The 26,376-nt window shown below is 58.4% G+C and carries 24 protein-coding genes; 5 read left to right on the top strand and 19 right to left on the bottom strand.

What is annotated here, in order from left to right; translation table 11 throughout:
• Positions 1-110 precede the first annotated feature (110 nt).
• The 17 genes from fliD to QYH43_RS11055 all read right to left on the bottom strand — a co-directional run bounded on the left by fliD (position 111) and on the right by QYH43_RS11055 (position 19,270).
• The gene (gene fliD / locus QYH43_RS11135) at positions 111-1,496 is read right to left on the bottom strand and encodes a flagellar filament capping protein FliD (RefSeq protein ID WP_301157052.1); all 1,386 of its coding nucleotides are present in this window, start codon (positions 1,494-1,496) and stop codon (positions 111-113) included.
• Between the two features lie 81 nt (positions 1,497-1,577).
• The gene (locus QYH43_RS11130; RefSeq protein ID WP_301157051.1) at positions 1,578-1,925 is read right to left on the bottom strand and encodes a flagellar protein FlaG; all 348 of its coding nucleotides are present in this window, start codon (positions 1,923-1,925) and stop codon (positions 1,578-1,580) included.
• Between the two features lie 74 nt (positions 1,926-1,999).
• Complete coding sequence (locus QYH43_RS11125) at positions 2,000-3,424, bottom strand: flagellin (protein WP_301157050.1); 1,425 nt, start codon at positions 3,422-3,424, stop codon at positions 2,000-2,002.
• A 246-nt stretch (positions 3,425-3,670) separates the two neighbouring features.
• Positions 3,671-4,600 carry a ketoacyl-ACP synthase III gene (locus tag QYH43_RS11120; protein WP_095059006.1) on the bottom strand — a complete coding sequence of 310 codons (930 nt, stop codon included), beginning with the start codon at positions 4,598-4,600 and terminating at the stop codon, positions 3,671-3,673.
• A 314-nt stretch (positions 4,601-4,914) separates the two neighbouring features.
• The gene (locus QYH43_RS11115; RefSeq protein ID WP_095059005.1) at positions 4,915-6,498 is read right to left on the bottom strand and encodes a flagellar hook-associated protein 3; all 1,584 of its coding nucleotides are present in this window, start codon (positions 6,496-6,498) and stop codon (positions 4,915-4,917) included.
• 13 nt (positions 6,499-6,511) lie between these two features.
• On the bottom strand, positions 6,512-8,524 hold the full coding sequence (gene flgK, locus QYH43_RS11110; protein WP_301157049.1) for a flagellar hook-associated protein FlgK: 2,013 nt from the start codon (positions 8,522-8,524) through the stop codon (positions 6,512-6,514).
• 10 nt (positions 8,525-8,534) lie between these two features.
• Complete coding sequence (flgJ, locus tag QYH43_RS11105; protein ID WP_301157048.1) at positions 8,535-9,818, bottom strand: flagellar assembly peptidoglycan hydrolase FlgJ; 1,284 nt, start codon at positions 9,816-9,818, stop codon at positions 8,535-8,537.
• An 11-nt stretch (positions 9,819-9,829) separates the two neighbouring features.
• Positions 9,830-10,918, bottom strand: a complete 1,089-nt coding sequence (locus QYH43_RS11100; RefSeq protein WP_095059002.1) for a flagellar basal body P-ring protein FlgI — start codon at positions 10,916-10,918, stop codon at positions 9,830-9,832.
• A gap of 27 nt (positions 10,919-10,945) precedes the next feature.
• Positions 10,946-11,641, bottom strand: coding sequence for a flagellar basal body L-ring protein FlgH (flgH, locus tag QYH43_RS11095; protein WP_095059001.1), 696 nt, complete (start codon positions 11,639-11,641; stop codon positions 10,946-10,948).
• 52 nt (positions 11,642-11,693) lie between these two features.
• Complete coding sequence (gene flgG, locus QYH43_RS11090) at positions 11,694-12,479, bottom strand: flagellar basal-body rod protein FlgG (protein ID WP_053156553.1); 786 nt, start codon at positions 12,477-12,479, stop codon at positions 11,694-11,696.
• 45 nt (positions 12,480-12,524) lie between these two features.
• A complete protein-coding gene (locus tag QYH43_RS11085) occupies positions 12,525-13,265 on the bottom strand; it encodes a flagellar basal body rod protein FlgF (RefSeq protein WP_095059000.1) in 741 nt (246 codons plus the stop codon).
• A 203-nt stretch (positions 13,266-13,468) separates the two neighbouring features.
• On the bottom strand, positions 13,469-14,065 hold the full coding sequence (locus tag QYH43_RS11080; protein WP_095058999.1) for a cytochrome c3 family protein: 597 nt from the start codon (positions 14,063-14,065) through the stop codon (positions 13,469-13,471).
• Between the two features lie 9 nt (positions 14,066-14,074).
• Entirely contained in the window at positions 14,075-14,566 is a 492-nt protein-coding gene (locus tag QYH43_RS11075) for a nitrate reductase cytochrome c-type subunit (RefSeq protein WP_095058998.1), read from the bottom strand.
• A gap of 11 nt (positions 14,567-14,577) precedes the next feature.
• Entirely contained in the window at positions 14,578-17,082 is a 2,505-nt protein-coding gene (gene napA / locus QYH43_RS11070) for a nitrate reductase catalytic subunit NapA (protein ID WP_301157047.1), read from the bottom strand.
• Positions 17,073-17,339, bottom strand: coding sequence for a chaperone NapD (locus QYH43_RS11065; RefSeq protein WP_095058996.1), 267 nt, complete (start codon positions 17,337-17,339; stop codon positions 17,073-17,075). The genes napA and QYH43_RS11065 overlap by 10 nt, the downstream gene beginning before the upstream one ends.
• A 37-nt stretch (positions 17,340-17,376) precedes the next feature.
• The gene (locus QYH43_RS11060) at positions 17,377-17,544 is read right to left on the bottom strand and encodes a periplasmic nitrate reductase, NapE protein (protein WP_095058995.1); all 168 of its coding nucleotides are present in this window, start codon (positions 17,542-17,544) and stop codon (positions 17,377-17,379) included.
• 169 nt (positions 17,545-17,713) lie between these two features.
• The gene (locus QYH43_RS11055; RefSeq protein ID WP_095152138.1) at positions 17,714-19,270 is read right to left on the bottom strand and encodes a sigma-54-dependent transcriptional regulator; all 1,557 of its coding nucleotides are present in this window, start codon (positions 19,268-19,270) and stop codon (positions 17,714-17,716) included.
• A 361-nt stretch (positions 19,271-19,631) separates the two neighbouring features.
• Between QYH43_RS11055 and phhA the strand changes: the two genes are divergently transcribed.
• From phhA to QYH43_RS11030, 5 genes are all read left to right on the top strand, one after another.
• Entirely contained in the window at positions 19,632-20,423 is a 792-nt protein-coding gene (phhA, locus tag QYH43_RS11050; protein WP_301157046.1) for a phenylalanine 4-monooxygenase, read from the top strand.
• A gap of 106 nt (positions 20,424-20,529) precedes the next feature.
• Positions 20,530-20,886, top strand: coding sequence for a 4a-hydroxytetrahydrobiopterin dehydratase (locus QYH43_RS11045; protein ID WP_095058993.1), 357 nt, complete (start codon positions 20,530-20,532; stop codon positions 20,884-20,886).
• Positions 20,886-22,079, top strand: coding sequence for an amino acid aminotransferase (locus tag QYH43_RS11040; RefSeq protein WP_095058992.1), 1,194 nt, complete (start codon positions 20,886-20,888; stop codon positions 22,077-22,079). The genes QYH43_RS11045 and QYH43_RS11040 overlap by 1 nt, the downstream gene beginning before the upstream one ends.
• 521 nt (positions 22,080-22,600) lie before the next feature.
• Complete coding sequence (locus QYH43_RS11035; RefSeq protein ID WP_095058991.1) at positions 22,601-22,786, top strand: hypothetical protein; 186 nt, start codon at positions 22,601-22,603, stop codon at positions 22,784-22,786.
• Between the two features lie 99 nt (positions 22,787-22,885).
• Positions 22,886-24,085: an MFS transporter gene (locus QYH43_RS11030; protein WP_095058990.1), complete on the top strand. Its 1,200-nt coding sequence runs from the start codon at positions 22,886-22,888 to the stop codon at positions 24,083-24,085.
• Here QYH43_RS11030 and arfB read toward each other — a convergent pair.
• Together arfB and QYH43_RS11020 are read right to left on the bottom strand one after the other, a co-directional pair.
• Positions 24,082-24,495 (bottom strand): alternative ribosome rescue aminoacyl-tRNA hydrolase ArfB, encoded by a 414-nt coding sequence (arfB, locus tag QYH43_RS11025; protein ID WP_095058989.1) that lies wholly within the window; start codon positions 24,493-24,495, stop codon positions 24,082-24,084. The genes QYH43_RS11030 and arfB overlap by 4 nt on opposite strands.
• 198 nt (positions 24,496-24,693) lie before the next feature.
• Entirely contained in the window at positions 24,694-26,106 is a 1,413-nt protein-coding gene (locus tag QYH43_RS11020; protein ID WP_095058988.1) for an amino acid permease, read from the bottom strand.
• Between the last annotated feature and the right edge of the window lie 270 nt (positions 26,107-26,376).

Raw genomic sequence — 26,376 nt, 5'->3', positions numbered from 1 at the left:
TAATCTTTATGTCGACTGAGTGACGCATAACTTTAACGCAGGCTCGCCATCAAAGAAAAAACCCAGGCACCGTCACGACAGTCTGCCTGGGTTTTTCATGACCGCAACGATCAGTCGTCTTTCTGATTATTCAGGGCATTGAGCGTTGTCATGATGCTGTCGCTCTGGGCGCGCAGCTTTGCTACAAGGGAGTCCATGGCGTTGTATTTGGCCGAGAGACTGGCCTGCAGGAGCGTCATGCGCTCATCCAGAGTGTCCTGCTGCTTCTTCAGATCGGTCAGGCTTTCGGTCAGTGTTTTCGAGCGCTCAGCCAGAGTACCAGTGGTGGCTTTTGCATAACCGTCCGTGGCAGTGGTCATGCGCGCGAGCAAACCGTTGCCACCGTTGAAAATACTGGTGATGTCCGCCGCATTGGTGGTGACCGCCTTGTCCCACTTCTTGTCATCGATGACCAACAGGCCAGTGCTCGAATCCGTACTGATACCAAATTGAGCAATGGATTTGAACGTGCCTGCACCAGACATCGAGTTCAATTCATTGCGCAACGAACTCATCAGGGTGCGCATCGAGGAATCGCCGGTCAACGCGCCAGCAATTGGATTACCATCTGCCCCTATCGTGACTTTGGTCTCTGCACTGATTGCCTTCACCAAAGCATTGTAGGTATCGACAAAACCTTTGACACCAGACTTCAAGGCCGAATTGCTGGTAGCCACAGAAATGGTTGTTGGAGTCGGCTTTGTGGCGCTGGCGGCCGTTGGCGAAACCGACAACAACTTGATACTCACACCGCTGACAGCTTCAGCAATCGTGTTGCTCTTGGACTGCATCTCAATGCCGTCGATGCTGTACTTGGCATTTTTTGGCTCATCGATAACCGTTGCACCAAGATCGAGACCAGAGTCACCCGACAAGGTCAGATCAGAGCCAATGCCCATGGTTGTGGAGGTCAACACCAACCGCGAGCCCGTCGAGTCAGTCAGGATGTTGGCGCTCAACCCGGATGTAGAGAATTGCGTATTGATCGAGTCGCGCACCTGCTGCAGCGTCGCGCCCCCAGGAATACTCAAATCATAATCTTTACCAGATTGGGTAATCGTCAGGGTTTTCGGCGTCGAACCGCTGTTGACGACTGAAGAGGCGCCGCCAGCGAAAGTGCTGGTCGACAGTTTCGAAGCGCTGGCCAACTGAGTCACCACCAGGGCAAAACTGCCGGTAGAGGCTCCATTGCCCGCCGTCATGGTGGCGACCTTTTCATCCGAGGATGAAGTGATCATGCCGCGAAAACTGTTATCGGTGCCCATGCTGGCCAAAGCGCCACGGAAGGCATCAAGCGCCGCCTGGATCTTGCCGATCGACGACAGCGTGGTGGTTGCTTTCAACGTCTGAGTGTTGATCTGCGTCTGCTTGGGCACTTTTTCAGCGTCAACCAGAGACTTAACAATCGCCTGGGTATCGATGTTCGAACCGACACCGCTAACCGTTGAACCCGCCATCGTCTTTCTCCTTATACAGTGGCTGCCGCTTTCTTGGCGAAGTGCGCCTCAAACGCGAACAGCAACAAAATTCATGCCAGCTCAGACCTTGTCGTCAAACAGCAGGCTGCTGGCTTGACTCAGGCTTTGTGCCAGTTTCAATGCGGTTTCCGAAGGGATCTGCCGAATCACGTCACCGCTCTCGGTGGCGATAACCTTGACCACGACCCGGCCGGTGGAATCATCTATGGAAAAATCCAGTTTGCGCTGGCTCGCCTGCACGAACTCGCGAATATCGGTAACAGCCTTTTCCAGCTCATCACGCTTGGGCTCTGTCGCCGTTTTCGCGACTGCCTCAACCTTGGGTCGGCTGACCGGATCCGCCTGCACAGGAGGATTTTGCGGGGCTGCAACCGAATAAGACTGGTTCAACTTGACACTCATATCCATGTCCAATCTCCTCATCACGAAAAAGACAAAAGGGCACGTAAACGCGCCCCTCTGTCACTCACCAAGCGCTGGTATTACTGAAGCAGCTTCAGTACAGCGGATGGCAGTTGGTTAGCTTGCGACAGGATGGCGGTCGAAGCCGATTGCAGGGTTTGTTGCTTGGTCAGCTCTGCAGTTTCAGCAGCGAAGTCCACGTCCTGCACGGTAGAACGAGCAGCGGTGGAGTTCTTCTGGATGTTCTGCAGGTTGTCAGCAGTGGTGGTCAGACGGTTTTGGGTAGCACCCAGACCCGAACGCACGCCGTCGATGGTACCGATGGCCTTGTCGATCACAGCCAGCGCGTTTTGGGCTTTGGTAGCATCGGTCACGTCTGTCTGAGCGATGGTTTTCTTGGTCGACGAAACAGTCGCACCAGTGAACACATCCGAGACGCCGGTAGCGGTGTCGCTCAGCGAGTAGCCTTTGGCGGAGTCGAGGGAAACTTGACCGGTAACAACAGTCACTGCACCAACCAGTGCTGTCGGGGTAGCGAATGCGCCGCTGCCATCTTTTGCACCAACTTTGATGTTTGCAATCGCGTTAGCGTCAGCGCCCGAGAAAGTCAGGTTTTCGCCGGAATCGGATTTTACCGAAAGGCTTTTGTTCACTTCGTCATAGTTAACGCTGATACCGAGCTTGGCTGCGTTGGATTTCAGTTGGTCTGCCAGGCCTGCCAGATCGGTGACACCGACGAAGTCAACAGTACCGCTGCTGCCCACTGCCAGCTTGAAGTTCGCCGGTGTAGCGGCGCCCACTTCCAGCTTGACTTCAGTGCTGGCAGTAGCAGTCAGACCACCAATTGCACCGTTCAGACCAGTGGCAATGTCCTTCGCCGAAGCAGCAGCAGCATATGCAACAGTCTTGGTTTGGCCGTTACCAGTAACGGTGATGTTGCCGCCAGCCAAGCCAGCAGCGCTCGGTGCGATTGCCTTACTTTTGATCTGCTGCGAACCAATGTTGCTGGCTGCTACGTTTTCCAGACTCAGGTTGATGGTTTCGTTGGCGTTGGCGCCGACCTGGATAGCCTTGGTACCGTACGAACCGTCCAGCAGCTTCTGGCCACCGAAAGTGGTGGTTTGGGAGATACGGGTCAGTTCAGCAGTCAGAGCCTGGTATTCGTCGTTGTTCGACTTACGGTCGTCAGCGCTCAGGGAGCCGGTAGCCGAAGACAGAGCCAGGGTACGCATTTTTTGCAGGATGTCGGTCGAGGCCTGCATCGCGCCTTCAGCTGTTTGCGCGATGGAGATACCATCGTTCACGTTCTTGACCGCTTGACCCAGGCCGTTGATCTGACTGGTCAGGCGGTTAGCGATTTGCAGGCCAGCAGCGTCGTCTTTGGCGCTATTGATACGCAGGCCGGAAGACAGGCGCTGCATGGAGGTAGCCAGGGCGCCGCCGGCTTTGTTCAGGTTACCCTGGGTGCTGATGGAAGCGATGTTGGTGTTTACGGTTAAAGCCATGACGAAATCCTCGTTGGATGGATACTGCGGCTTCCGGCCCTGGCAACCGCCTGGTGTGGCCTAGAGAACCTACGTAATAGTTATCGTCGTGGGACCCGTTTGCTTGAGCGGTTTTTTCGAATTTTTTAGTGGCAGCGTGCCAGCCCTTTATATTCAAGGCTTTAGAGCCAGAAAGTCGGCGCCAGTAAAACGCAAAACGCCCGGACGTTTAAATGTCCGGGCGTTTTTTTGCGTCGATTCAGTCGATCAACCGCGATAGAGAATTGCCGAGCCCCATGACAGGCCTACGCCGAAGCCGCTGATGGCCACGCGCGTCCACTTGGAATCGAACACGTGGTTCTGCAACAGCAGCGGAATACTCGACGAAACCGTGTTGCCGGTTTCGAGCATGTCCTTGATGAACTTCTCAGGCTCACCCTCTTCGAAGCGGCGCGCCACGGCATCGACGATGGCCGCGCTGCCCTGGTGGATGCAGAAGGCATCGATGTCGCTGGCCTGCAAATTCGACTCATCCAGCAGTTCATGCAAATGCGCCGGGACTTTCAACAAGGCAAAGTTGAACACCTGGCGGCCATTCATGAAGAACACGCCGTCGCTGACCTTCAAGTGTGGTGCGCCGGAACCGTCGGTGCCGAACTTCGATTTACCCAGCTGCCAGACCGCGTTTTCACCCATCCAGGTCGCAGTGGCGGCATCGCCGAACAGCATGGTGGTGTTGCGGTCTTCCGGGTCAACGATCTTCGAATACGGGTCGGCAGTGATCAGCAGGCCGTTTTTCAGCCCTGCCGCTTCCATGAAGCCTTTGATCGCATAGATGCCGTAGACGTAACCCGAACAGCCCAGGGAAATATCGAACGCGGCAACATGGGTCGGCAAACCCAGCTTGTCCTGAACGATTGCAGCGGTGTGCGGCAACCCTTCTTCATCACCGTTCTGGGTGACAACGATCAGGCAGTCAATGGCTTCACGCTTGAGCTCGGGACTGGCGGCGAACAGCGCTTTGGCGGCCTCGACACACAGATCGGATGTTTCCTGATCGGCACCCATGCGCGGCAGAAATGCCGAACCGATCTTGCCAAGGATGAAGGTTTCATCCTTGTCGAACTTTGCACCCTGGGCGTAATTATCAATCCCGGCTGCCGGCACGTAACTCGCTATATTTTTTATGCCAATCATTATGGCTTCCCAATAATAAACAGCTGAACATCGCCGCTCGCTGAATCGAGGGCGTCTACAGTCAGGGTCTGGCCCCCAGAAGAGGCAACGTCGGGGCTCAAACAAACACCTTGGACAGCCCCGCCACCTTCACCGCCCGCAGACAGGATACAGTGAAGATGCGCGTTTTGACTGACGGGTCACTCAGAGATCGCTGCTTTATTTGATTTTGTGGTCCGGATCGCGCCCTGCACTGCTTCGCACACCCCTGAAAAAAATGCAAAAAAAAGCCAGTCCCCGATTACAGGGGCTGGCTTTGATCGGTCAAGACTGACTTAAAGTTTGTTGAACAGGCTCAGTTGGGAGACTTTCGCAAATGCCAGTTGCGCGGCCTGCAGCATGGTCTGCTGCAAGGTCAGACGGGTCAGCACTTCGGCTGGATCGGCCTCCCTGATCGATGACTGCGATGAGGTATTGATCAAGTCGGTGCTTTGGATCGAATCACGCTGCATGTCCATTACATTGCCCCGGGCGCCGATGGCACCACGCGCCAGGTCAACCTGGTTCTTGGCATTGCCCAGATTGGCAATCGACGAAGCGATGACGCTACCCAGATTGCGCTGTGCCGCCGGATTGCCTGCTGTAGGAATCTCCAGCGCTTGGCGTAATTGACTGATCGTGTCGAGTACGTTCTGCGTCTGGTGGGTATTGACCGAAATATCGAACTGGTCGCCTGCGGCCGGCACCGACGGTGCTCCACCCAGGGTAAAGCTGACGCCAGCCGCCGTTGCTACGCCAGCCACCACGGTTCCGCTGGTGACCGGGGTACTGCTGCTGGTCAGTGGACGGGCGTACAGCTCGAAGGTCCCGGGTGCAGTGAACTTCAGGATCGCCCCGCCCTCTGGAAAAAAGCTCTTGTAATCGACGGCGTTGGTCACCGATGTTTGACTGATCACTGCCGTCGACGTGTTACCCGGAGCACGGTTACTGACAAAACTATCCGGTTTGGCCGCTAACTGGAAACTGTGACCCGCGATCACAGCATCCGCATTGGCGGGCGTGTCACTCGCCTGAAAGGTGATGTCCAGCGCAAAGGTCACACCACGAAAACTGATGTCGGAACCGTCCTTGTTGTTCGGATCGAACGCCCCCCCGCCGCTCGCTTCGGCAGTCACGTCATTCCCCAAGGTATCCTTGATCACAAACGCTGTACTGCTGGTGAACGAGAGCGTGTAAGGCTGTCCATCGCGGAAACCCGAATCAAACGCCGGACCGGAGTTAACCAGGCCGGAAGACACGGACACTCGCCCGTCATCCACGGCTGGCGCTGTCATGGTAGTCGAGCTGCGGGCTGCATTGATCGCCTGCTGGAAGACATCCCAACCGGTATCGTTGAGGCCTAGCGACATCGAATCGCCGATTTTCAACTCCAGCTGTGTCTGATCACCTTGATAGCTGTAGGTGCCATCACTGTTGCGCACAAAGGGTTGAGTCGTGTTGCTGGCACCGGAGAAAATGTAGTTGCCGTTGGCATCTTTGCTGTTCATCAAATTCAGCAATTGCTCTTCAGCCTGAGCAACTTCCGCTCCGATGGATTTGCGGTCGTCATCGTTCAACGATGCTCCGCCCGCACGCACCGCCAGCTCGCTGACCTTTTGCAGCACGGTATTGATGCTGTCCAGTACGCTTTCTTCTTGCGCCTGTGCCGTGTTCAACACGTTGATGTTGTTGGTGTACTGGCCAAGCATCGATTTTTGCTGTTCGAGTTGCAGCAAGCGGGCCGCACCGACTGGATCATCCGCCGCAGTCTCAAGCTTGATGCCACTGCTGGCCTGCTCGGCAGTCTTCATCACGTTGCTGAGGTTGCGCTGATAGTTCGCAGCCGTGGTCGCGTAATACTGTGCTGTAGAAATGCGCATGTTCTACGGCTCCTTAAAGGGCATTGATCAGAGTGCTGAAAATTTCCTGCGCAGTCTTGATGATCTGCGAAGAGGCCGTGTAGTACTGCTGGTATTTGGTCAGGTTGCCTGCCTCTTCATCGAGGTCGACACCGGAAAGCGAGTCACGGGCGTTGCGTGCCCCGGTCAGGATGGTGTCGGTGGCCGTGCCATCCAGTTGAGCTTGCTTGGTCTGGGAGCCGACGCTCGATACCAGTCCACCATAAGCCTCGGTAAAGCTCACGCCAGGACTGGTGGCAGTGGCACCCACCGTCGCCTTGGTCTGCAATCCCAGCAGTGACTGGGCATTACGGTTGTCGGTGCTGCCCGCCTCTGTCATGGCAATGTTGAAACTGTCGCCTGAAGCGGGGCTACCACTGACGGTCATCCCCACATTGAAAGTTTTGGCATTGCCACCGGCATCGGTGTAAGGCACTGCGATACTCAGGTCGTTATTCTGGCCTGGCACGATGTTGCCGGTGCCGATGCTGTTGCCCTTGGAATCGAACACTTCGTAGGCGGTGGCGCTGGTCATCAGCATGCGCACGGGCATTGATGCCTTGACCGCCGTCTGCACTTCCAGGCGCTGGACCGGATCGTAGATATCCAGGGTGGTGGTCAGGTCCGGCTGGCTGACAGCACCGGTGCCGTCATTGCCCGACGCCTTCGTGGAGGTCAGAGGAGCGGCGGTAGCCAGGGTTTTGGCGTCGGTCATGACCGTCGTCATGTCCGCAGCGCCACTGCGGGTCGGGGTAATCTTGAAAGAGTCCCCGACGGCGACCGAACCGCTGTTCAGGCTCAGGCTGAAACCATCGATGACCGGATCGGCCGCAGGAGGCGTGGCGAAGGCGAAGTTACCCATGTCGGTGTTATCCGACAGTCGACGCACGTTGTAGCCCGCAGCAGTGACCGTCACTTGATAGTCACTGGCTTGCAGCTTGCTGGTGTCTTTGATGGTGACATTCAGGTTGCCGGACGCCGGATTGTTGTTGGCGTTGGCAATGCTGCGCTGACTGATGGCCGTCGCGCTGTTGATGTTGTTGAACAGCGCCGCACCGAAATTGCCGTTCTGATCCAGGCCTTGACCCAGTTGTTTATTGACTTGATCGGCCACGACCATGGCAATACGCCCCAGGTCGTTGACGGCGGGCGTCAGCACTTCGCTGCGATAGCGCAACAACCCACCCATCTGGCCACCGCTCATCACGCTGGTGATGTCGATCGACGAACTGCCACGGTCCATGATGATCGATGAGCGAGTCGGGTCGGTCGGATCGGTCGCCACGCGCAATTTGTTGACGGTGTCGCCGACCACCAGCGGCTGGCCGCTGCCCAGGTAAATATCCTTCCGGCCGTCGGTTTCGGTGACCTGGGTGCCGACCAGTTCGTTGAGTTGACGGATGGCTTCATTACGCTGGTCCAGCAGTTCGTTGGGGGTACCACCCGAACTACTGACTTCACCGATTTTCTTGTTGTAGGCGGCGACGGTCGACGCCAGCTTGTTGACCTGATCGGCCATCGAGCCCAACTGATCGTTGATATAGGTGCCCTGCTGCTTCAATTGCTGGGACATGGCATTGAAGCGGCTGCTCAAGCCTTGGGCATTGGTCAGCAGAGCCTGGCGCGAAGCATTGTCGTTCGAGTTGCCGGACAAGGTTTGCAGCGACGAGAAGAACGACTGCAACGTCTTGGTAATGCCGGTGCCGCTGTCTGACAACAGCTTGTCAATTTGCGTGGCCTGGCCAAGATAGGCCTGCGCATCGCCATTGAGCGAAGTGGTGGTTTGCAGTTGCGCGTCAAGGTAGCTGTTGTACACCCGGCGCACATCCGCCAGGGTCGTACCGGTGCCGATGAACACATTGCCATGCTGAATAGAGCTTTTGGTGCCCTGAACAGTTTGCTGGCGCGAGTACCCGATGGTATCGACGTTGGAAATGTTATTACCGGTAGTCACCAACGATGCGTGGCTAGCGGACAAACCCGACATTCCGATGTTGAGCAAACTCATGGTTCAAACCTTATAAATTCGTTGAAACGCCCGCCGCAGCGTAGTTTTGATAACTCGTCATCTGCCTGGCTATCTGCGAAATCTTGCTTGCGTAGTCCGGGTCGGTTGCGTAACCGGCCTTTTGCAACTCGCGTACAAACTGTTCTGGGTTATCGGCCGACTTCACGACTTCTTGATAACGATTGTTGCTCTGCAACAACGTCACCAGGTCATGGAAACTGTCCTTGTAGGAATCATAGGAACGGAACTGCGCCGTCTCCTTGACCATCTCGCCATTTCTGAATTCGCTGGTGATGGCCCGTGCCGAGTTGCCCTGCCAACTGCTGCCGGCCTTGATGCCGAACAGGTTGTGGCTGCTGCTGCCGTCCTGAGCACGCATGACCGACTTGCCCCAGCCGGTTTCGAGGGCGGCCTGGGCCACCAGGTAACGTGGATCGACGCCGATGCGGGCGGCGGCTTCCTTGGCCATCGGCAACATGGTGTTGACGAATTGATCGGAGGAACTGAAGGCTTTCTTCGCTGGCGCCAGCGGAATCTGCGCCATGGCGCGACCGTAAATCTGCATGCCGCCGCTGGAGGCTTGCTGCGCGTTGGCCAGCCAGTCGCCGTTGTACAACGGACCGGTACCGGTGGTGGTCGCGCGCTGCGGCAATGGGGTTGCGCTGACCGATGCAGCGGTGGTCGTTGCCGAAGGCACCAGCCCCGCGAGCAAGCGGTCGGCCAGTTTTGGCGGCAGCGCCAGACGTCGCTGATTGATCAGCGCCATGTCATTGCGATGGGCGCCCTCGCCTGCTTCCTGCGGCGCATGCACCGAGCGCGAAGCCCACAACGGACGCTGACCATTGACCCGCGACAGTGGCCCGTTGAGCGCGACCGTACCGGCGGCCACCGGCGTATGCACCGCTGTTTTCGCCGCCTCTTGCTTGGCAGCCGATGCGGCGGCGGCCTCGCCCGGGGCCATGGGTTTGTCCTTCGACATCTGACGCATCAGCACGTCCGCCAGACCGATACCGCCGCCTTCACGGGACATCGAAACGGCCAGCTGCTGGTCGTACATTTCCTGATACTGCTTGGCGGCTGGCGTGTTGAGCGGATTGTCCTGCCCCAGCGCTTCGGTCGCCGAGCGCATGGACTTGAGCATTTCTCCGAGGAACAGCGATTCAAACTCCTGCGCCACTTTGCGCAGGTTGCCGTCGCTGTTCTTGTCGCCGACCTTGAGCTGGTTCAGTCGATTAAGGTCCGAGTAGGAACCCGAATCGCTGCTGCTGACCAGACCGCTCTTGCGCATATCCATGAACGCCGTCCTCAGATCACGATCAGGTCGGCTTGCAACGCGCCGGCCTGTTTCAGGGCTTCGAGGATGGCCATCAAGTCACCCGGCGCCGCGCCGACCTGGTTCACCGCACGCACGATTTCGTCGAGGGTGGTGCCCGGGCCGAACTTGAACATCGGCTTGGCTTCCTGCTGAGCGTTGACCTTCGAACGCGGCACCACCGCCGTGGTGCCATTGGACAGTGGGCCGGGCTGGCTGACGATCGGGTCTTCGGTGATGGTCACGGTCAGGCTGCCGTGGGTCACGGCGGCCGGAGACACCTTGACGTTCTGGCCGATCACGATGGTGCCGGTACGGGAGTTGATGATGACTTTCGCCACCGCCTGGCCCGGATCGATTTCGAGGTTTTCCAGGATCGACAGATAGTCGACCCGCTGGCTCGGATCGAGCGGCGCCGAGACACGCACCGAACCACCGTCGATGGCCTGGGCCACGCCAGGACCGAGCATGTCATTGACCTTGTCGACGATGCGCTTGGCCGTGGTGAAGTCGGAACGGTTGAGGTTCAAGGTCAGGCTGTTGCCCTGATTGAAACCGCTCGGAACCGCACGCTCCACCGATGCACCGCCCGGGATGCGACCGGCCGACGGAACGTTGACGGTGATCTTCGAACCGTCGCGACCTTCCGCGTCGAAACCGCCAACCACGAGGTTGCCTTGAGCCACCGCATACACGTTGCCGTCGATACCCTTGAGCGGCGTCAGCAGCAAGGTGCCACCGCGCAGGCTCTTGGAGTTACCGATGGACGAAACGGTGATATCGACTTGCTGACCCGGCTTGGCGAACGGCGGCAGATCGGCACTGATCGACACCGCCGCGACGTTCTTCAACTGCACGTTGCCCGAACCCGGCGGCACCTTGATGCCGAACTGCGAGAGCATGTTGTTGAAGGTCTGCAGGGTGAACGGGGTTTGTGTCGTCTGGTCACCGGTGCCGTTAAGCCCGACCACCAGGCCGTAACCGATCAATTGGTTGGAACGCACGCCGGAAATACTGGCGATGTCCTTCAGGCGCTCGGCTTGAGCATTGAAGGCTGCGGACAGCATCAGGGCGGCCACCATGAGGTGTTTTAGATTCAACGTAGCCACCTAGAAAGGGAACAGCGGGCTGAGGAAGAAACGGTCGAACCAGCCTGGCTGACTCGCATCGGCAAACGAACCGGTACCCGAATAGGTGATGCGCGCATCGGCGACACGGGTCGACGACACGGTGTTGTCGGTGGCGATGTCATCGGCACGAACGAGACCGGCAATCCGCACCAGTTCGTCGCCAGTGTTGAGCGTCATCCACTTCTCGCCGCGTACGGCGATGATGCCGTTGGGCAACACATCGGCCACGGTCACGGTGATCGAACCGGTCAGGGTGTTGCCCTGCGCGGCCTTGCTGTCGCCCTTGGTTGCGCGTTCGCCGCTGTAGCCGACGTCGAGGCTCAGGTCGCCGCTGCCGATTGGATCGTTGGTGCTCAAGCCACCGCCAAAGAACGAGGTCAGGCCGATATCGGCCTTGCTGTTCTTGCCGATCTGCGAGTTGGCGTTTTTGCTGGCCTGGGTTTTTTCGTTCAGCGTAATGGTGATGATGTCGCCCACCCGGTACGCCTTGCGGTCGCTGTACAGGTTCTGTTCAAAACCGGCCTGATAGATCGAGCCATTGTTCGCCGCAGACGGCAACGGCGTGCGCGGCAACACCGGAGCGTAATAAGGGTCATTGGGCTTGGGCGGCACAGGCACGCAGCCTGCGAGCGCGGTGATCCCACTCAGTGCCAGAACAAATGCATAGCGATTCATGACCCTACCTCACGGTGTTGCAGGCGACCTCATGGCCGCCTCATAGACTTGATTACAGATTCTGCGTTACGAACGAGAGCATCTGGTCGGCGGTGGAGATCACCTTGGAGTTCATCTCGTAGGCACGTTGAGTGGTGATCATGTTGACCATCTCTTCAACGGTGCTGACGTTGGACGTTTCCAGGGTGTTCTGCAGCGTGGTACCGAAACCGGCCAGGCCCGGGGTGCCGACTTGCGGCGCACCACTGGCGGCGGTTTCCAGGAACAGGTTGTTACCCACCGCCTGCAGGCCGGCCGGGTTGATGAAGTCGGCGGTTTGCAGGTTGCCGATCACCTGGGACGCAGCGTTGCCAGGCACGGTGACGGACACGGTGCCGTCACGGCCGACCGTGAAGGTCTGGGCATCGTTCGGAATGACAATCGCCGGCTCCAGGGCAAAACCACTGGCGTTGACGATCTGGCCGTTGGAGTCCAGGTGGAACGTGCCGTCACGGGTGTAGGACGTGGTGCCGTCCGGTTGCAGGATCTGGAAGAAACCACGGCCGTCGATGGCCATGTCCAGCGGCTGCTCGGTGGTTTGCAGGCTGCCGGCGGTGAAGTTTTTCTGGGTGCCGACGATACGCACACCAGTACCCAGTTGCAGACCCGACGGCAGTTCGCTGTCCTGGGTCGACTGGGCGCCAGGCTGACGCTTGATCTGGTAGAGCAAGTCCTGGAACTCGGCGCGGTCACGTTTGAAACCCGTGGTCGACACGTTGGCCAGGTTGTTGGAAATGGTAGTCAGGTTGGTGTCCTGGGCGGACAGACCTGTTTTGGCAACCCATAGAGCCGGAAGCATTCGATTCTCCTCGTGCGCCTGTTTTACGGCGCGACGTTCTGGTAATTAGCTGATCTGCAAGACCCGAGCCATGGCCTGGTCATCGTCTTTGGCGGTGTTCATCATCTTGATGTGCAGTTCGAACTGCTTGGCCAGCGCCAGCACCGAGGTCATCTCTTCCACGGCATTGACGTTGCTCGATTCGAGGAACCCGGACACCAGTTTGACGTTGGCATCGGCTTGCGCCGGCTGCCCGTCCCTGGTGTGGATCGAACCGTCCAGGCCTTTGGTCATGTTCTTGAAGTCCGGATTGACCAGCTTGATGCGGTCGACTTCGGCCATCACGCGAGGACCTTCGCCCATCGCGCGAATACTGATGGTGCCGTCCTCGCCCACTTCGATCTGCTGCTCGGGCGGCACGGCAATCGGCCCGCCATTGCCCATCACCGGCATGCCGTTGCCGGCACGCAGCACGCCCAGCGCGTCAATGTTCAGGCTGCCGGTGCGCACGTAGCTTTCGCCGCCGTCAGGATTCTGTACGGCAATCCAGCCATCGCCTTGCACGGCAACGTCGAGGTCGCGGCCGGTTTCTACCAGCGAACCAGGGGAGAAATCGGTGGCCGGGCGTTCGGACAAGGCAAACGCACGCGCCGGAAAGCTGTCACCGAACACCGGCATCGAACGCGCCTGTTCCAGGTCTTTCTGGAAGCCGTTGGTGGAGATGTTCGCGAGGTTGTTGGCATGCGCCTTTTGCGCCAGTGCATTCTGGCTGGCGCCGGTCATTGCCACATAAAGGTACTTGTCCACAATCTTTCCTCTGCATGCCGGACGGTTGCCGCCCACCGCTGTGTTGCGCTGGTTGTAGCAATTTGCAGACCAACTTGCGCGCAGCGGCTCAAACCCCCTTTAAACACGGGGCTTGAGGCTCATCAGAGGGGAATTGAACAATGTATCGAAGACGAAAAACCGGCGCGCTTATGCCGCTTGGCGGCAACGCCGGGAAAACCCGGCTACCAGCCTTTCACACCGCTCATGTCGGGCAGTTTGTGGGCAATGCCTTTATGGCAGTCGATGCAGGTCGCCTGGCCGCTGGCCAATGAAGTGGAGTGCATATTGGCGGCGCGCTTGCCCTGGCGGGTGAAGTCCATGAACTCGAAGTTGTGACAGTTGCGACACTCTCGGGAATCGTTGGCCTTGAGCCGCGCCCACTCGTGTTCGGCCAGCTCCCGGCGCATGCCCAGGAACTTGTCCCGGGTGCTGATCGTTCCGAACAGCTTGCCCCAGACTTCCTTGGAAGCCTGCATCTTGCGTGCGATCTTGTGCGTCCACTCGTGGGGGACGTGGCAGTCCGGGCACGTGGCGCGTACGCCCGAGCGGTTGGAGTAGTGAATGGTTTCCTGCAATTCGACAAACACGTTGTCGCGCATTTCATGGCAGGACGTGCAGAACTTCTCGGTGTTGGTCGCTTCCAGCGCGGTGTTGAACCCACCCCAGAAAATCACCCCGGCGATAAACCCGCCGAGCGTCAGAAAGCCCAGGCTGTAATGCACGCTGGGCCGACGCAGTACGCTCCAATAATCCTTGAGCAAGGCAAGCAAAGATTTCATGGCCTCTCCTCAAGGTTTCGGCTGACGGTTGATTTCGTCTTGCAACACCTGATCGATGTTCTTGAAGCTGTTGTTCACCAGTGGCTTCACATCTTTCTGCGGCACATGACACTGGTTGCAGAAGTACCGGCGCGGCGACACAGCCGCCAACGCCTGGCCGTCACGGTCCATGTAGTGCGTGATGCTGATCATCGGCGCCTGGGTGCGCGCACTGTTGCCGCGACTGTGGCAGGTCAGGCACTTGTTGCTGTTCATGTCGATGCCATACCCGCGAATGCTGTGGGGAATGGTCGGCGGTTGCTCGGGATAATTACGTTCACGCTTGAGGTCCTTGTTCTCGTCTTCCGCGATGGGTGGAGCGGGCAGCTCCTGAGTCAAGGTCCCGCCGACCCGACGACCATCCGGTGCAGGCGCATCCAGTGGGTAACCGGGCTCTGCCGCAAATGCCAAGGGCACCCACACCAGCAGAGCGGCAAGCAGGGACAGCGAACGATAATTCATGAAAGCGCTCCTTATGCCGTCTTGATCAACTCAATCCTGATCGCGCATTTTTTGTAATCGGTCTGCTTGGAGATGGGGTCCGTCGCATCCAGCGTGACTTTGTTGATCAGCCTGTTGGCATCGAAAAACGGCACGAACACCAAACCTTGAGGCGGTTTGTTGCGCCCTCGGGTTTCAATCCGGGCACGCATCTCGCCGCGTCGGCTGATGAGTTTCACTTCGCTGCCACGCCGCGCATTCAACGCCTTGGCATCGGCCGGGTGCATGTAGACCAGCGCATCGGGCACTGCTTTATAGAGTTCTTCGACACGCTGGGTCATGGTCCCCGTGTGCCAATGCTCAAGCACCCGCCCGGTACTCAACCAGAACGGGAAGTCCGCGTCCGGGGCTTCCGCAGGCGGTTCGTAAGGCAGCGCGAAGATGATCGCTTTCTTGTCGGGATAGCCGTAGAACTGCACGCCACTGCCCTTCTCGACATAGGGGTCATAACCCTCGCGAAAGCGCCACAGCGTTTCCTTGCCTTCGACGACGGGCCAGCGCAAACCGCGCTCGGAGTGATAACGATCAAAGGGCGCCAGGTCATGACCATGTCCACGGCCGAACTGGGCATATTCTTCGAACAGGCCTTTTTGCAGGTAGAAACCGAAAGCCTTGGCCTCGTCGTTCTGATAGCCCTCAGCCAGTTGATCAGCGGGGAATTGATCGACCTGACCATTCTTGAACAGCACCTCATACAGGGTCTTGCCCTTGTACTGCGGTGAACTCTCCAACAGTTCCGCCGGCCAGACTTCGTCGGTTGTAAAACGCTTGGAAAATTCGACCAATTGCCAGAGGTCCGACTTGGCATCTCCCGGCGCCGAAACCAGTTGATGCCAGAACTGCGTACGCCGCTCCGCGTTGCCGTAAGCACCCTCTTTCTCGACCCACATCGCCGTGGGCAAAATCAGATCCGCGGCCTGCGCCGAGACGGTGGGATACACATCCGACACCACCACGAAGTTCTCGGGATTGCGCCACCCCGGCAACACTTCCTGCATGATGTTGGGCCCGGCCTGCATGTTGTTGCTGGCCATCGTCCAATACACATTGAGCACGCCGTCCTTGAGCATGCGGCTCTGCTGCACGGCGTGGAACCCGACCTTTTCCTTGATGGTTCCCGCCGGCAGTTTCCAGATTTTTTCTGCGGTGGCGCGGTGCTTCGGATTGGTCACCACCAGGTCGGCCGGCAAGCGATGGGAGAACGTGCCCACTTCTCGCGCCGTGCCGCAGGCCGAAGGCTGGCCCGTCAGGGAGAACGGACTGTTGCCCGGCTCGCTGATTTTCCCGGTCAGCAGGTGGATGTTGTAGATCAGGTTGTTGGCCCACACACCTCGGGTGTGCTGGTTGAAGCCCATGGTCCAGAACGAAACCACCTTGCGCTTGGGGTCGGCGTACAGCTCGGCCAATGCCTTGAGGCGCTCGGCCGGCACCCCGGTTTCCTTCGCGGTGCGCTCCAGGCTGTAGGGTTTGACGAACGCGGCGAACTGCTCGAAGTCGATGTCGGTCCAGGTATTCGCCTTGTCGGCATTCTTGGCCTTCATCTCCAGCGGATTGTCGGAACGCAAACCGTAGCCGATGTCATCGGTGCCTTTGGCGAACTTGGTGTGTTTGCTGACGAAGTCTTTGTTGACCGAACCGCTTTCAATGATGTGGTTGGCGATGTAGTTGAGAATCAGCAAGTCAGTCTGTGGCTTGAACACCATCGGAATGTCGGCCAGTTCAAAACTGCGATGTTCAAACGTGGAGAGCACGGCCACTTTCACATCCGGCTGGCTTAAACGGCGATCAGTCACCCGACTCCAAAGAATCGGGTGCATTTCCGCCATGTTTGAACCCCACAGGACGAACGCATCGGTGACTTCGATATCGTCGTAACAGCCCATCGGCTCGTCGATACCGAACGTGCGCATGAACCCCATGACCGCCGAGGCCATGCAATGGCGTGCATTGGGGTCGATGTTGTTCGAGCGGAATCCCGCTTTCATCAATTTGTTGGCCGCGTACCCTTCCCAGATCGTCCACTGCCCGGAGCCGAACATGGCGACGGATTCCCCGCCCTTGTTCTTCAGCGCCTCTTTGTACTTCAACTCCATGACATCGAATGCCTGTTCCCAGGACACCGGATGAAACTCGCCTTGTTTGTCATATTGCCCATTGGTCATGCGCAACAGCGGCTGCGTCAGACGATCAACGCCGTACATGATCTTGGATAGAAAGTAGCCTTTGACACAGTTCAACCCGCGGTTGACCTCGGCTTTTACATCGCCGTGAGTTGCCACCACCTTGTTGTCCTTGGTCGCCACCATGACGCTGCAACCGGTACCGCAAAAACGACAGGGCGCCTTGTTCCAGTTCAGGGAAACCATGTCTTGTTCGGTAATCAGGTTACTGGCCGAGGTAAACACCGGGAGACCCGCAGCCGCTGCCGCGATTCCGGCCGCTTGGGCTTTGACAAACTCTCGCCGAGTCATAGGCATGTGCTTTCTCCCGTCACATCGAGAATCTCGTGATAAACCAGGGCGGCATTGAGCACGCCTGGCAAGCGATTGATCTGATCGATTCGCTGAAGAATCTGGCTTTCGTGATCGGTTTCCAGCACAACCACTAACTTGCCGGCGGGGCTTTCCTGATGAAGTTCAACGCCCGTGAGCAACCGCAGGTTGGCTTTGACCGCCTCGAACAAGGCGGGACGGGCATGTACTACCAGACTGGCAATGTGCAGCGTCTTTTCCACGACCCGTACTCCCTGCTGAGTTAGAGATGGATGTCGATCAGTTGGGGGGGCCTGGCGGACCGAGGAGCATTTGCAGAAACCAGATAAAAAAACCGTAACCACCGACTATCGCCACCGATAACAGTGGAAACAGAACAATGATCAGGAAATAGAACAGGCGCGTTTCTTTACGAACCCGCTGGGTAGAGTCATCCGTTGATGGCATGGTTAGCGCTCCTGCCAAACTGTCAAACTGTCAAACTGTCAAACTGTCAAAGGAGCCTAGCTGGCTTACGCAATAAGTTCCATGATTTGGATCAACAACGGTGGTTCCAGCGCCTTAAATACGAAACCAAGGCGCTGGTTAAATATTGGCATTCAATAAGTATTCTTATTTAAGCAAGCTTCCCTATTTCATATTCACGCAACTTGTTGGCAATCGTTGTATGAGAAACACCCAGGCGCTTGCCCAGTAATCGACTGCTGGCATGTTCCGAATAAAGCCGTTCCAGCACCGCTTTTTCAAAACGCCCAACAATTTCGTCTAACCCGCCCTCGAGCGAGAAATCGCCCAATGGCTGACGCACGCCGTAATCCGGCAGACGAATATGTTCAGCCTTGACCGTCCCGCCCTCGCACAGGGAAACCGCCTGGAACAACACGTTTTCCAGTTGCCGGACGTTGCCCGGCCAATGGTAGTGACTGAGCCGCTCCATGGCGGCTGGCGCGAGTTTTGGCAATGGACAACCGATCTGCCGGCTGGCCTGATCGAGGAAGTGCTCCACCAGAGGCGTCAACCCGTCGAGGCATTCGCGTAGCGGCGGGATGTGCAGCGACAGCACGTTCAAGCGGTGGTACAGGTCCTGACGGAATTCGCCACGGGCACACAGTTCGGACAAATCGACCTGGGTCGCGCAGATCACCCGCACATCCAGATAAACTTCTTCGTCGCTGCCTACACGCCGGAAGCAACCGTCCTGCAGGAAGCGCAGCAACTTCACCTGCAAGCGCGGGCTCATTTCCCCGACGCCGTCGAGAAACAACGTACCGCCCGCCGTCAGCTCCAGCAGCCCGAGCTTGCCCTCGGCCCGCGCACCTTCGAAAGCGCCGGGGCCGTAGCCAAACAGTTCGGTCTCGGCCATCGACTCGGGCAGGCCGGCGCAGTTGAGCGCCATCAACGGCGATTGCCCACGGGGGCTGGCCAGATGGCAGGCCCGCGCCAGCAATTCTTTGCCGGTGCCGGTTTCGCCCTCGATCAACAGCGGCGCATCCAGCGGCGCCATGCGCCTAGCTTCTCGGACCACGGCGGCCATTACTTTCGAACTTTGAAAGATGCTGTCGAAGCCTCGCAATTCCTGCTTACGCACGTTGTAGATACGCTCGCCCACCCGGTCGGCACGGTGCAGCGTCAGCACTGCGCCGGCCATGGCTTCGCTGTCGTCGTGCTCTGATTGCAGTGGCGCGATGTCGGCCAGAAACACGTCGCCCTTGACCTTGACCCGCAGCCCGTTGATCCGCGATTTGTTGGCACGCACCAGTTCCGGCAAGTCGAAGTCTTCGGCGTAGCGCGACAGTGGAATGCCCGGCACCTCATCGACGCGCACGCCCAACAGCTGCGCCGCTGCACGGTTGGCCGCGACGATCGAACCGCCCATGTCGATCGACAGCACTGGAAACTCCAGCGCACCGAGCAGCGCATTGAGTTCCATGTGCCGACGCTCGCTGGGCATCAGCCCTACACGCTTGACGCCAAATACCCCGGCAATTGACTCGAACTTCGGGCGCAGCGCCTGGAACTGAATGTTGATCAGGTTCGGGCAATGCAGGTAGATGGCGTTGCCATGCTCGCCGCCCACTTCACCGCGGGCCACGTTGATCCCGTATTCCACCAGCAGGTTGAGAATGTCGCGCAGGATGCCGATGCGGTTCTGGCAGTGGACTTTGATACGCATATAAAAGACCTGGATCTGGATGAAAGGGGTGGCATTGAACCTGTAGGCGCCGGCTTGCTGGCGATGACACCCTCAAGGACGCTATCGCCAGCAAGCCGGCTCCTACAAAGGTCCCAGGCAAGCATTTTTCTGTCGGGGCGCTCAGATAGTCGTCAAGATTATGTTACAGATGTAGGGCTTTTCCCAGCCGCCAATCTCAACATCTGCGCGATGACGGCCGATACGTAACGAAAACTTTACTATATTTGAGGAGTTTTCCCACACAGTTCGCGGACTGCCTGCTGCAACGACGCAATCCTTGGGGTATTTCTAAGTCCATAGCAGCACATAACAAGAACGAATCCCCTAGCAGGAGAGCAGCATGAAGCAGACGCAATACGTGGCTCGTGAGCCCGATGCGCAAGGTTTTATCGACTACCCCGCCGAAGAACACGCGGTGTGGAACACGCTGATCACTCGCCAACTGAAAGTGATCGAAGGGCGTGCGTGCCAGGAATACCTGGACGGTATCGAGAAACTCGGTCTGCCCCACGACCGCATTCCCCAACTGGGCGAGATCAATAAAGTCCTCGGTGAAACCACCGGCTGGCAGGTCGCCCGCGTACCGGCGCTCATCCCTTTCCAGACCTTTTTCGAATTGCTCGCCAGCAAGCAGTTTCCAGTGGCTACCTTTATTCGTACCCGCGAAGAGCTGGATTACCTGCAAGAGCCGGACATTTTCCACGAGATTTTCGGCCACTGCCCGCTGCTGACCAACCCGTGGTTCGCCGAATTCACCCACACCTACGGCAAACTCGGCCTGCAAGCGACCAAGGAAGAACGCGTGTACCTGGCGCGCCTGTACTGGATGACCATCGAGTTCGGCCTGGTCGACACCCCGCAAGGCCAACGCATCTACGGTGGCGGCATTCTGTCCTCGCCGAAAGAGACCGTGTATTGCCTGTCGGACGAGCCTGAGCATCAGACGTTCGATCCGCTGGAATGCATGCGCACGCCTTACCGCATCGACATCCTGCAACCGCTGTACTTCGCGCTGCCCAATCTCAAGCGCCTGTTCGACCTCGCTCACGAAGACATCATGGGCATGGTCAAGCAAGCGATGCAGATGGGTCTGCACGCACCGAAGTTTCCGCCAAAACCAAAAGCCGCGTGATCCGCCGCTTTTAGAATCAAGTGAGCCTGTCAGAAACCATCGCTTTGGATTAGCGTGGTGGCACTGAGGGCTCCGATTTCCCAACATTCGATTTCAGGAACACATCATGACCGCACTCACCCAAGCCCATTGCGAAGCCTGCCGCGCCGATGCTCCACAAGTCAGCGACGAAGAATTGCCGATCCTGATCAAGCAAATCCCGGATTGGAACATCGAAGTCCGCGACGGCATCATGCAGCTGGAAAAAGTCTTCCTGTTCAAAAACTTCAAGCACGCCCTGGCATTCACCAACGCTGTCGGTGAAATCTCCGAGGCTGAAGGTCACCACCCAGGCTTGCTGACCGAGTGGGGCAAAGTCACCGTGACCTGGTGGAGCCACTCGATCAAGGGCCTGCACCGCAACGACTTCATCATGGCCGCGCGCACTGACATCGTTGCCAAGGACGCCGAGGGCCGCAAGTAATGCACTTCGACGCCATCGACCGTGTGCCCGGCGACCCAATCCTGGGCCTGATGGAGGCCTACGCGCAGGACCCGAACCCGCGCAAGTTCGACCTTGGCGTGGGTGTCTACAAAGACGCCCAGGGCCTGACGCCGATTCCTCAGTCAGTGAAACTGGCCGAGGCGCGTCTGGTCGAGCGTCAGACCACCAAGACCTACATCGGTGGTCATGGCGAGCCGGCGTTCGGCAAGGCGATCAATGAGCTGGTGCTGGGTGTCGACTCGACGTTGCTCACTGAGCAACGTGCTGGCGCCACCCAGACACCGGGCGGCACCGGGGCGCTGCGCCTGAGCGCGGACTTCATCGCCCAGTGCCTGCCGGGCCGTGGCGTCTGGCTGAGCAATCCGACCTGGCCGATCCACGAAACCATTTTCGCGGCCGCCAACGTCAAGGTCAGTCATTACCCATACGTGGGCAGCGACAACCGACTCGACGTTGAAGGGATGCTCGCGGCGCTCAATGAAGCGCCCAAGGGCGACGTGGTGTTGCTGCACGCCTGCTGCCACAACCCGACCGGTTTCGACTTGTCCCATGACGATTGGCGCCGGGTGCTGGAGGTTGTTCGCAAACGCGAACTGCTGCCACTGATCGACTTCGCCTACCAAGGTTTTGGCGATGGCCTGGAGCAGGATGCCTGGTCGACTCGACTGTTCGCCGCCGAGTTGCCGGAAGTGCTGATCACCAGTTCCTGCTCGAAGAACTTCGGCCTGTACCGCGACCGAACGGGTGCGCTGATTGTCTGTGCGAAAAGCGCCGACAAGCTCACCGACATTCGCAGCCAACTGGCCAACATCGCCCGCAATTTGTGGTCGACGCCGCCGGATCATGGTGCTGCCGTCGTGGCGACGATCCTCGGCGATCCGGAGCTGAAAAGCCTCTGGGCCGACGAAGTGGAAAGCATGCGCTTGCGCATTGCCCAGCTGCGCAGCGGCCTGGTGGAAGCGCTGGAGCCACATGGTTTGCGCGAACGCTTTGCGCACATTGGCGCGCAGCGCGGGATGTTTTCCTACACCGGCCTGTCGCCTGTGCAAGTGAAGAATCTGCGGGACAACCACAGCGTGTACATGGTCAGTTCGGGCCGGGCCAACGTCGCAGGGATTGATGCCACGCGCCTGGATCTGCTGGCCGAGGCGATTGCCAAGGTTTGCCAGTAACAAAGTGATATGCCGAACACCCTGTGGCGAGGGAGCTTGCTCCCGCTCGAGCGCGCAGCGGTCGCTTGAACTGCAAACGAGTTCTCACTGAAAGAACTCCTTGTATTCTCATGGGGCCGCTCCGCGGCCCAGCGGGAGCAAGCTCCCTCGCCACAATGGATTCTCGTTGCCCTTCCAGACCTGTCTAGACAACCCCGCTTATCGAAACAAATGGATATAACAGTCTGTTTGTCATTTCTGTTGCTGTATCCTGCCCAGGCTTTGTAAAAGCGCGGATCTACCAGATCTATCAACAGACTTAGCGAGGAGCGCGACTATGCACGAGATTCCTAATCTCCCCTTCCCAAGCCTGCACGAACCTGAGCAGACGACCACGCGACAAGCCGGTGCCCAACAGCCCGAGCCGAAAGATGGCACTGACAGCTGCCAAGCTGACAGCGAAGACTGAAATACCCGCCGTACAGACCGTGTGGAAAGCGCTAACATGCGCTTTCCACACTGCCTGAAACGAGACCCTGTCCATGACCGATGAATTTAGCGAAGCCCAGGCCAGTGCCCTGATCGGCACCGCCGAGAAAATGATCGAGATCTGGAATCGCCTCTCCCCCGAGAAACAAGCCGCTTTACTCGCCCGATTTGGCACCGAAGAAAACGCGTTGGCCGCCCTGGTCACCACGCACCTGGTTGCGCCCGCCAAGCCCAAGTAAAACCACCCGGCAAATAGTTTCATTTTTCCCCGGCCCACGAGCGGCCTCGCCGCTATCATAAGCAGCCTATCTATCCTGCTTTACCGTGGACCTTTACCCATGTCTGAAAAACAGCGCCCCCTGACGGTCACGCTGCAAGTTGTATCCATCGTCCTGTTTACCTTTATCGGCTACCTGAATATCGGCATCCCCTTGGCCGTATTGCCGGGTTACGTCCACAACGACCTGGGCTTCGGCACCGTGATCGCCGGGTTGGTGATCAGCGTGCAATACCTGGCCACCCTGCTCAGCCGCCCGTATGCCGGGAAAATCATCGACAACAAAGGCAGCAAACTCGCGGTGATGTATGGCCTGGCCGGATGCGGCTTGAGCGGTGTGTTCATGTTGATGTCGGCGTGGACGCAAAGCCTGCCGATGCTCAGCTTGATCAGCCTGTTGATCGGCCGTTTGATACTCGGCAGCTCGGAAAGTCTGGTCGGTTCCGGTTCGATTGGCTGGGGTATCGGCCGGGTTGGCGCGGCGAATACCGCCAAGGTTATTTCCTGGAATGGCATCGCCAGTTACGGCGCATTGGCGGTCGGCGCGCCGCTCGGCGTGTGGCTGGTCAGTCGGTTGGGCTTGTGGAGCATGGGCGTGAGCATTGTGCTGCTGGCCGTCATTGGCCTGTTGCTGGCCTGGCCGAAAACCGCCGCGCCGATCGTTGCCGGTGAACGTTTGCCGTTCATGCATGTGCTCGGTCGCGTGCTGCCCCATGGCTGCGGGCTGGCGCTGGGCTCAATCGGTTTCGGCACCATCGCCACCTTCATCACGCTGTATTACGCCACCCAGCACTGGGACAACGCAGTGCTGTGCCTGAGCCTGTTCGGCGTCAGCTTCATTGGCGCGCGCTTGCTGTTCGGCAACCTGATCAACCGCCTCGGCGGCTTTCGCGTGGCGATTGCCTGCCTGTCGGTGGAGACCCTGGGATTGCTGCTGCTATGGCTGGCACCGGATGCGCATTGGGCCTTGGCGGGTGCAGCGTTGAGCGGGTTCGGCTTTTCGCTGGTGTTCCCGGCGCTGGGGGTGGAAGCGGTCAATCTGGTACCGGCGTCCAGTCGTGGTGCGGCAGTGGGGGCTTACTCGCTGTTCATCGATTTGTCGCTGGGGATCACCGGGCCGTTGGCCGGTGCGATTGCCGCAGGTTTCGGATTTGCTTCGATCTTCCTGTTTGCCGCCCTTGCCGCTTTGAGCGGATTGATGCTGAGTCTCTATTTGTACCGGCAGGCACCGAAGCTGCGTGAATCGCGGGACGCGCCTTAGAAATCCACCTTGCCGCGACCGGCCTTGATGTTGCCGCGCTTGCTCTTGGATTCAAGCCGACGCGTCTTGGAGCCCAGGGTTGGTTTGGTCGGACGGCGTTTCTTTTCCACCTTGGTGGCGCTGAGGATCAGCTCGACCAAACGCTCCAGCGCATCGGCCCGGTTCTGTTCCTGCGTCCGGTATTGCTGGGCCTTGATGATCAACACGCCGTCGCTGGTGATGCGACTGTCGCGCAGTGCCAGCAGCCGCTCTTTGTAGAAGTCGGGCAAGGACGAGGCCGGAATATCGAAGCGCAGGTGCACGGCACTGGAGACCTTGTTGACGTTCTGACCACCGGCGCCCTGGGCACGAATGGCGGTCAACTCGATCTCGGCATCCGGCAGATGCACGTTGTTGGAAATTACCAGCATGGAAAAGCGTCCGTATTCAGAGCGTGCAGGATACCGCGAATCCCCCCTATTTTCGGCCCACCTTTTGTAGGAGCTGGCTTGCCAGCGATGACGATGGTGAACGTGACGCCGTCATCGCTGGCAAGCCAGCTCCTACAGGTTTTGCAGCGCCCAAAACAAACCCGGCACTTGGCCGGGTTGGTTGATTCTGCGTCAGTGTTACTTCACTGCTGCCTGCAACGCGTGCTGAGCACTGCGCTTGTTCTTGATGCCGTAGCAGACCCACATGAACACGACCCACAGCGGAATCGCGTACACCGAGACCTGAATCCCCGGAATCAGCAGCATCACGCCCAGAATGAACACCACGAACGCCAGGCAAACGTAGTTCCCGTACGGGTACCACAAGGCCTTGAACAGCGGCGTCTGTTTGGTTTTGTTCATGTGCTGGCGGAACTTGAAATGTGAGTAGCTGATCATCGCCCAGTTGATCACCAGGGTAGCCACCACCAGCGACATCAGCAGTTCCAGCGCGCTGTGCGGGATCAAGTAGTTCAACAACACTGCGATCAGCGTCACGGCCGCCGAAGCCAGGATCGAACGCACCGGCACGCCGCGCTTGTCGATCTTCGCCAGGCCTTTCGGCGCGTCGCCCTGTTCGGCCATGCCCAACAGCATACGGCTGTTGCAGTAGGTGCCGCTGTTGTACACCGACAACGCCGCAGTCAGGACCACGAAGTTGAGGATGTGCGCGGCGGTGCTGCTGCCGAGCATCGAGAACACTTGTACGAACGGGCTGCCGCTGTAGGAATCACCGGACGCGTTCAGGGTAGCCAGCAGGCTGTCCCACGGCGTCAACGACAGCAGAATGACCAGTGCGCCGATGTAGAAAATCAGGATCCGGTAGATCACCTGGTTGATGGCTTTCGGGATCACGGTTTTCGGCTTGTCGGCTTCAGCCGCGGTGAAACCGAGCATTTCCAGACCACCGAAGGAGAACATGATGATCGCCATGGCCATCACCAGACCACTCACGCCGTTCGGGAAGAAACCGCCGTGGGTCCACAGGTTGCTCACCGCCGCTTGCGGGCCGCCGTTGCCGCTGACCAGCAAGTAGCTGCCCAGGGCAATCATGCCGACGATGGCAACGACCTTGATGATCGCGAACCAGAACTCGGCTTCGCCAAAGACTTTGACGTTGGCCAGGTTGATCGCATTGATCAGCACGAAGAAGGCGGCAGCGGAGGCCCAGGTCGGGATGTCCGGCGCCCAGTAGTGGATGTATTTGCCGACAGCCGTCAGCTCGGACATGCCCACCAGAATGTACAGGATCCAGCAGTTCCAGCCCGACAGGAAACCGGCAAAGCCGCCCCAGTACTTGTGCGCGAAATGGCTGAAGGAACCGGCCACTGGCTCTTCGACGATCATTTCGCCCAGTTGGCGCATGATCATGAAGGCAATGAAGCCGCAGATGGCATAGCCGAGGATCATCGACGGACCGGCAGATTTCAGTACCCCGGCCGAGCCGAGGAACAAACCGGTACCGATCGCGCCACCGAGGGCGATCAGTTGAATGTGGCGATTCTTCAGGCCGCGTTTCAGCTCGCCTGAATGCGAGTTTTGTCCACTCATGAAAAGGGTCTCACGCAAGGTTTGATGATGTTCAGTAAACGTTGCTGCTCAGCAAAGACATTAAGCGGCACCGATCAAACCCCAGCGCAGGCACCAGGAGTTCAGCGTATTTACTACGGTCATGCGTCACCTGTTTGTTTTTATCTGTGACGAAATCGAACCCGACACGCTTGTGGCGCAGCGGAGTGAACAAGGCGGATAGCCTTGAGGTTTGCGCAGATGCGCAGGAGGTCACAGGTAAAACGCGGCGCATTGTACACCTGTAACCCC

Source organism: Pseudomonas sp. C32, assembly GCF_030417915.1.
In the GTDB taxonomy this organism is placed as follows: Bacteria; Pseudomonadota; Gammaproteobacteria; order Pseudomonadales; family Pseudomonadaceae; genus Aquipseudomonas.
Note: the sequence above shows the minus strand (reverse complement) of the source record. Positions and strands in the feature narration are given on the sequence as shown.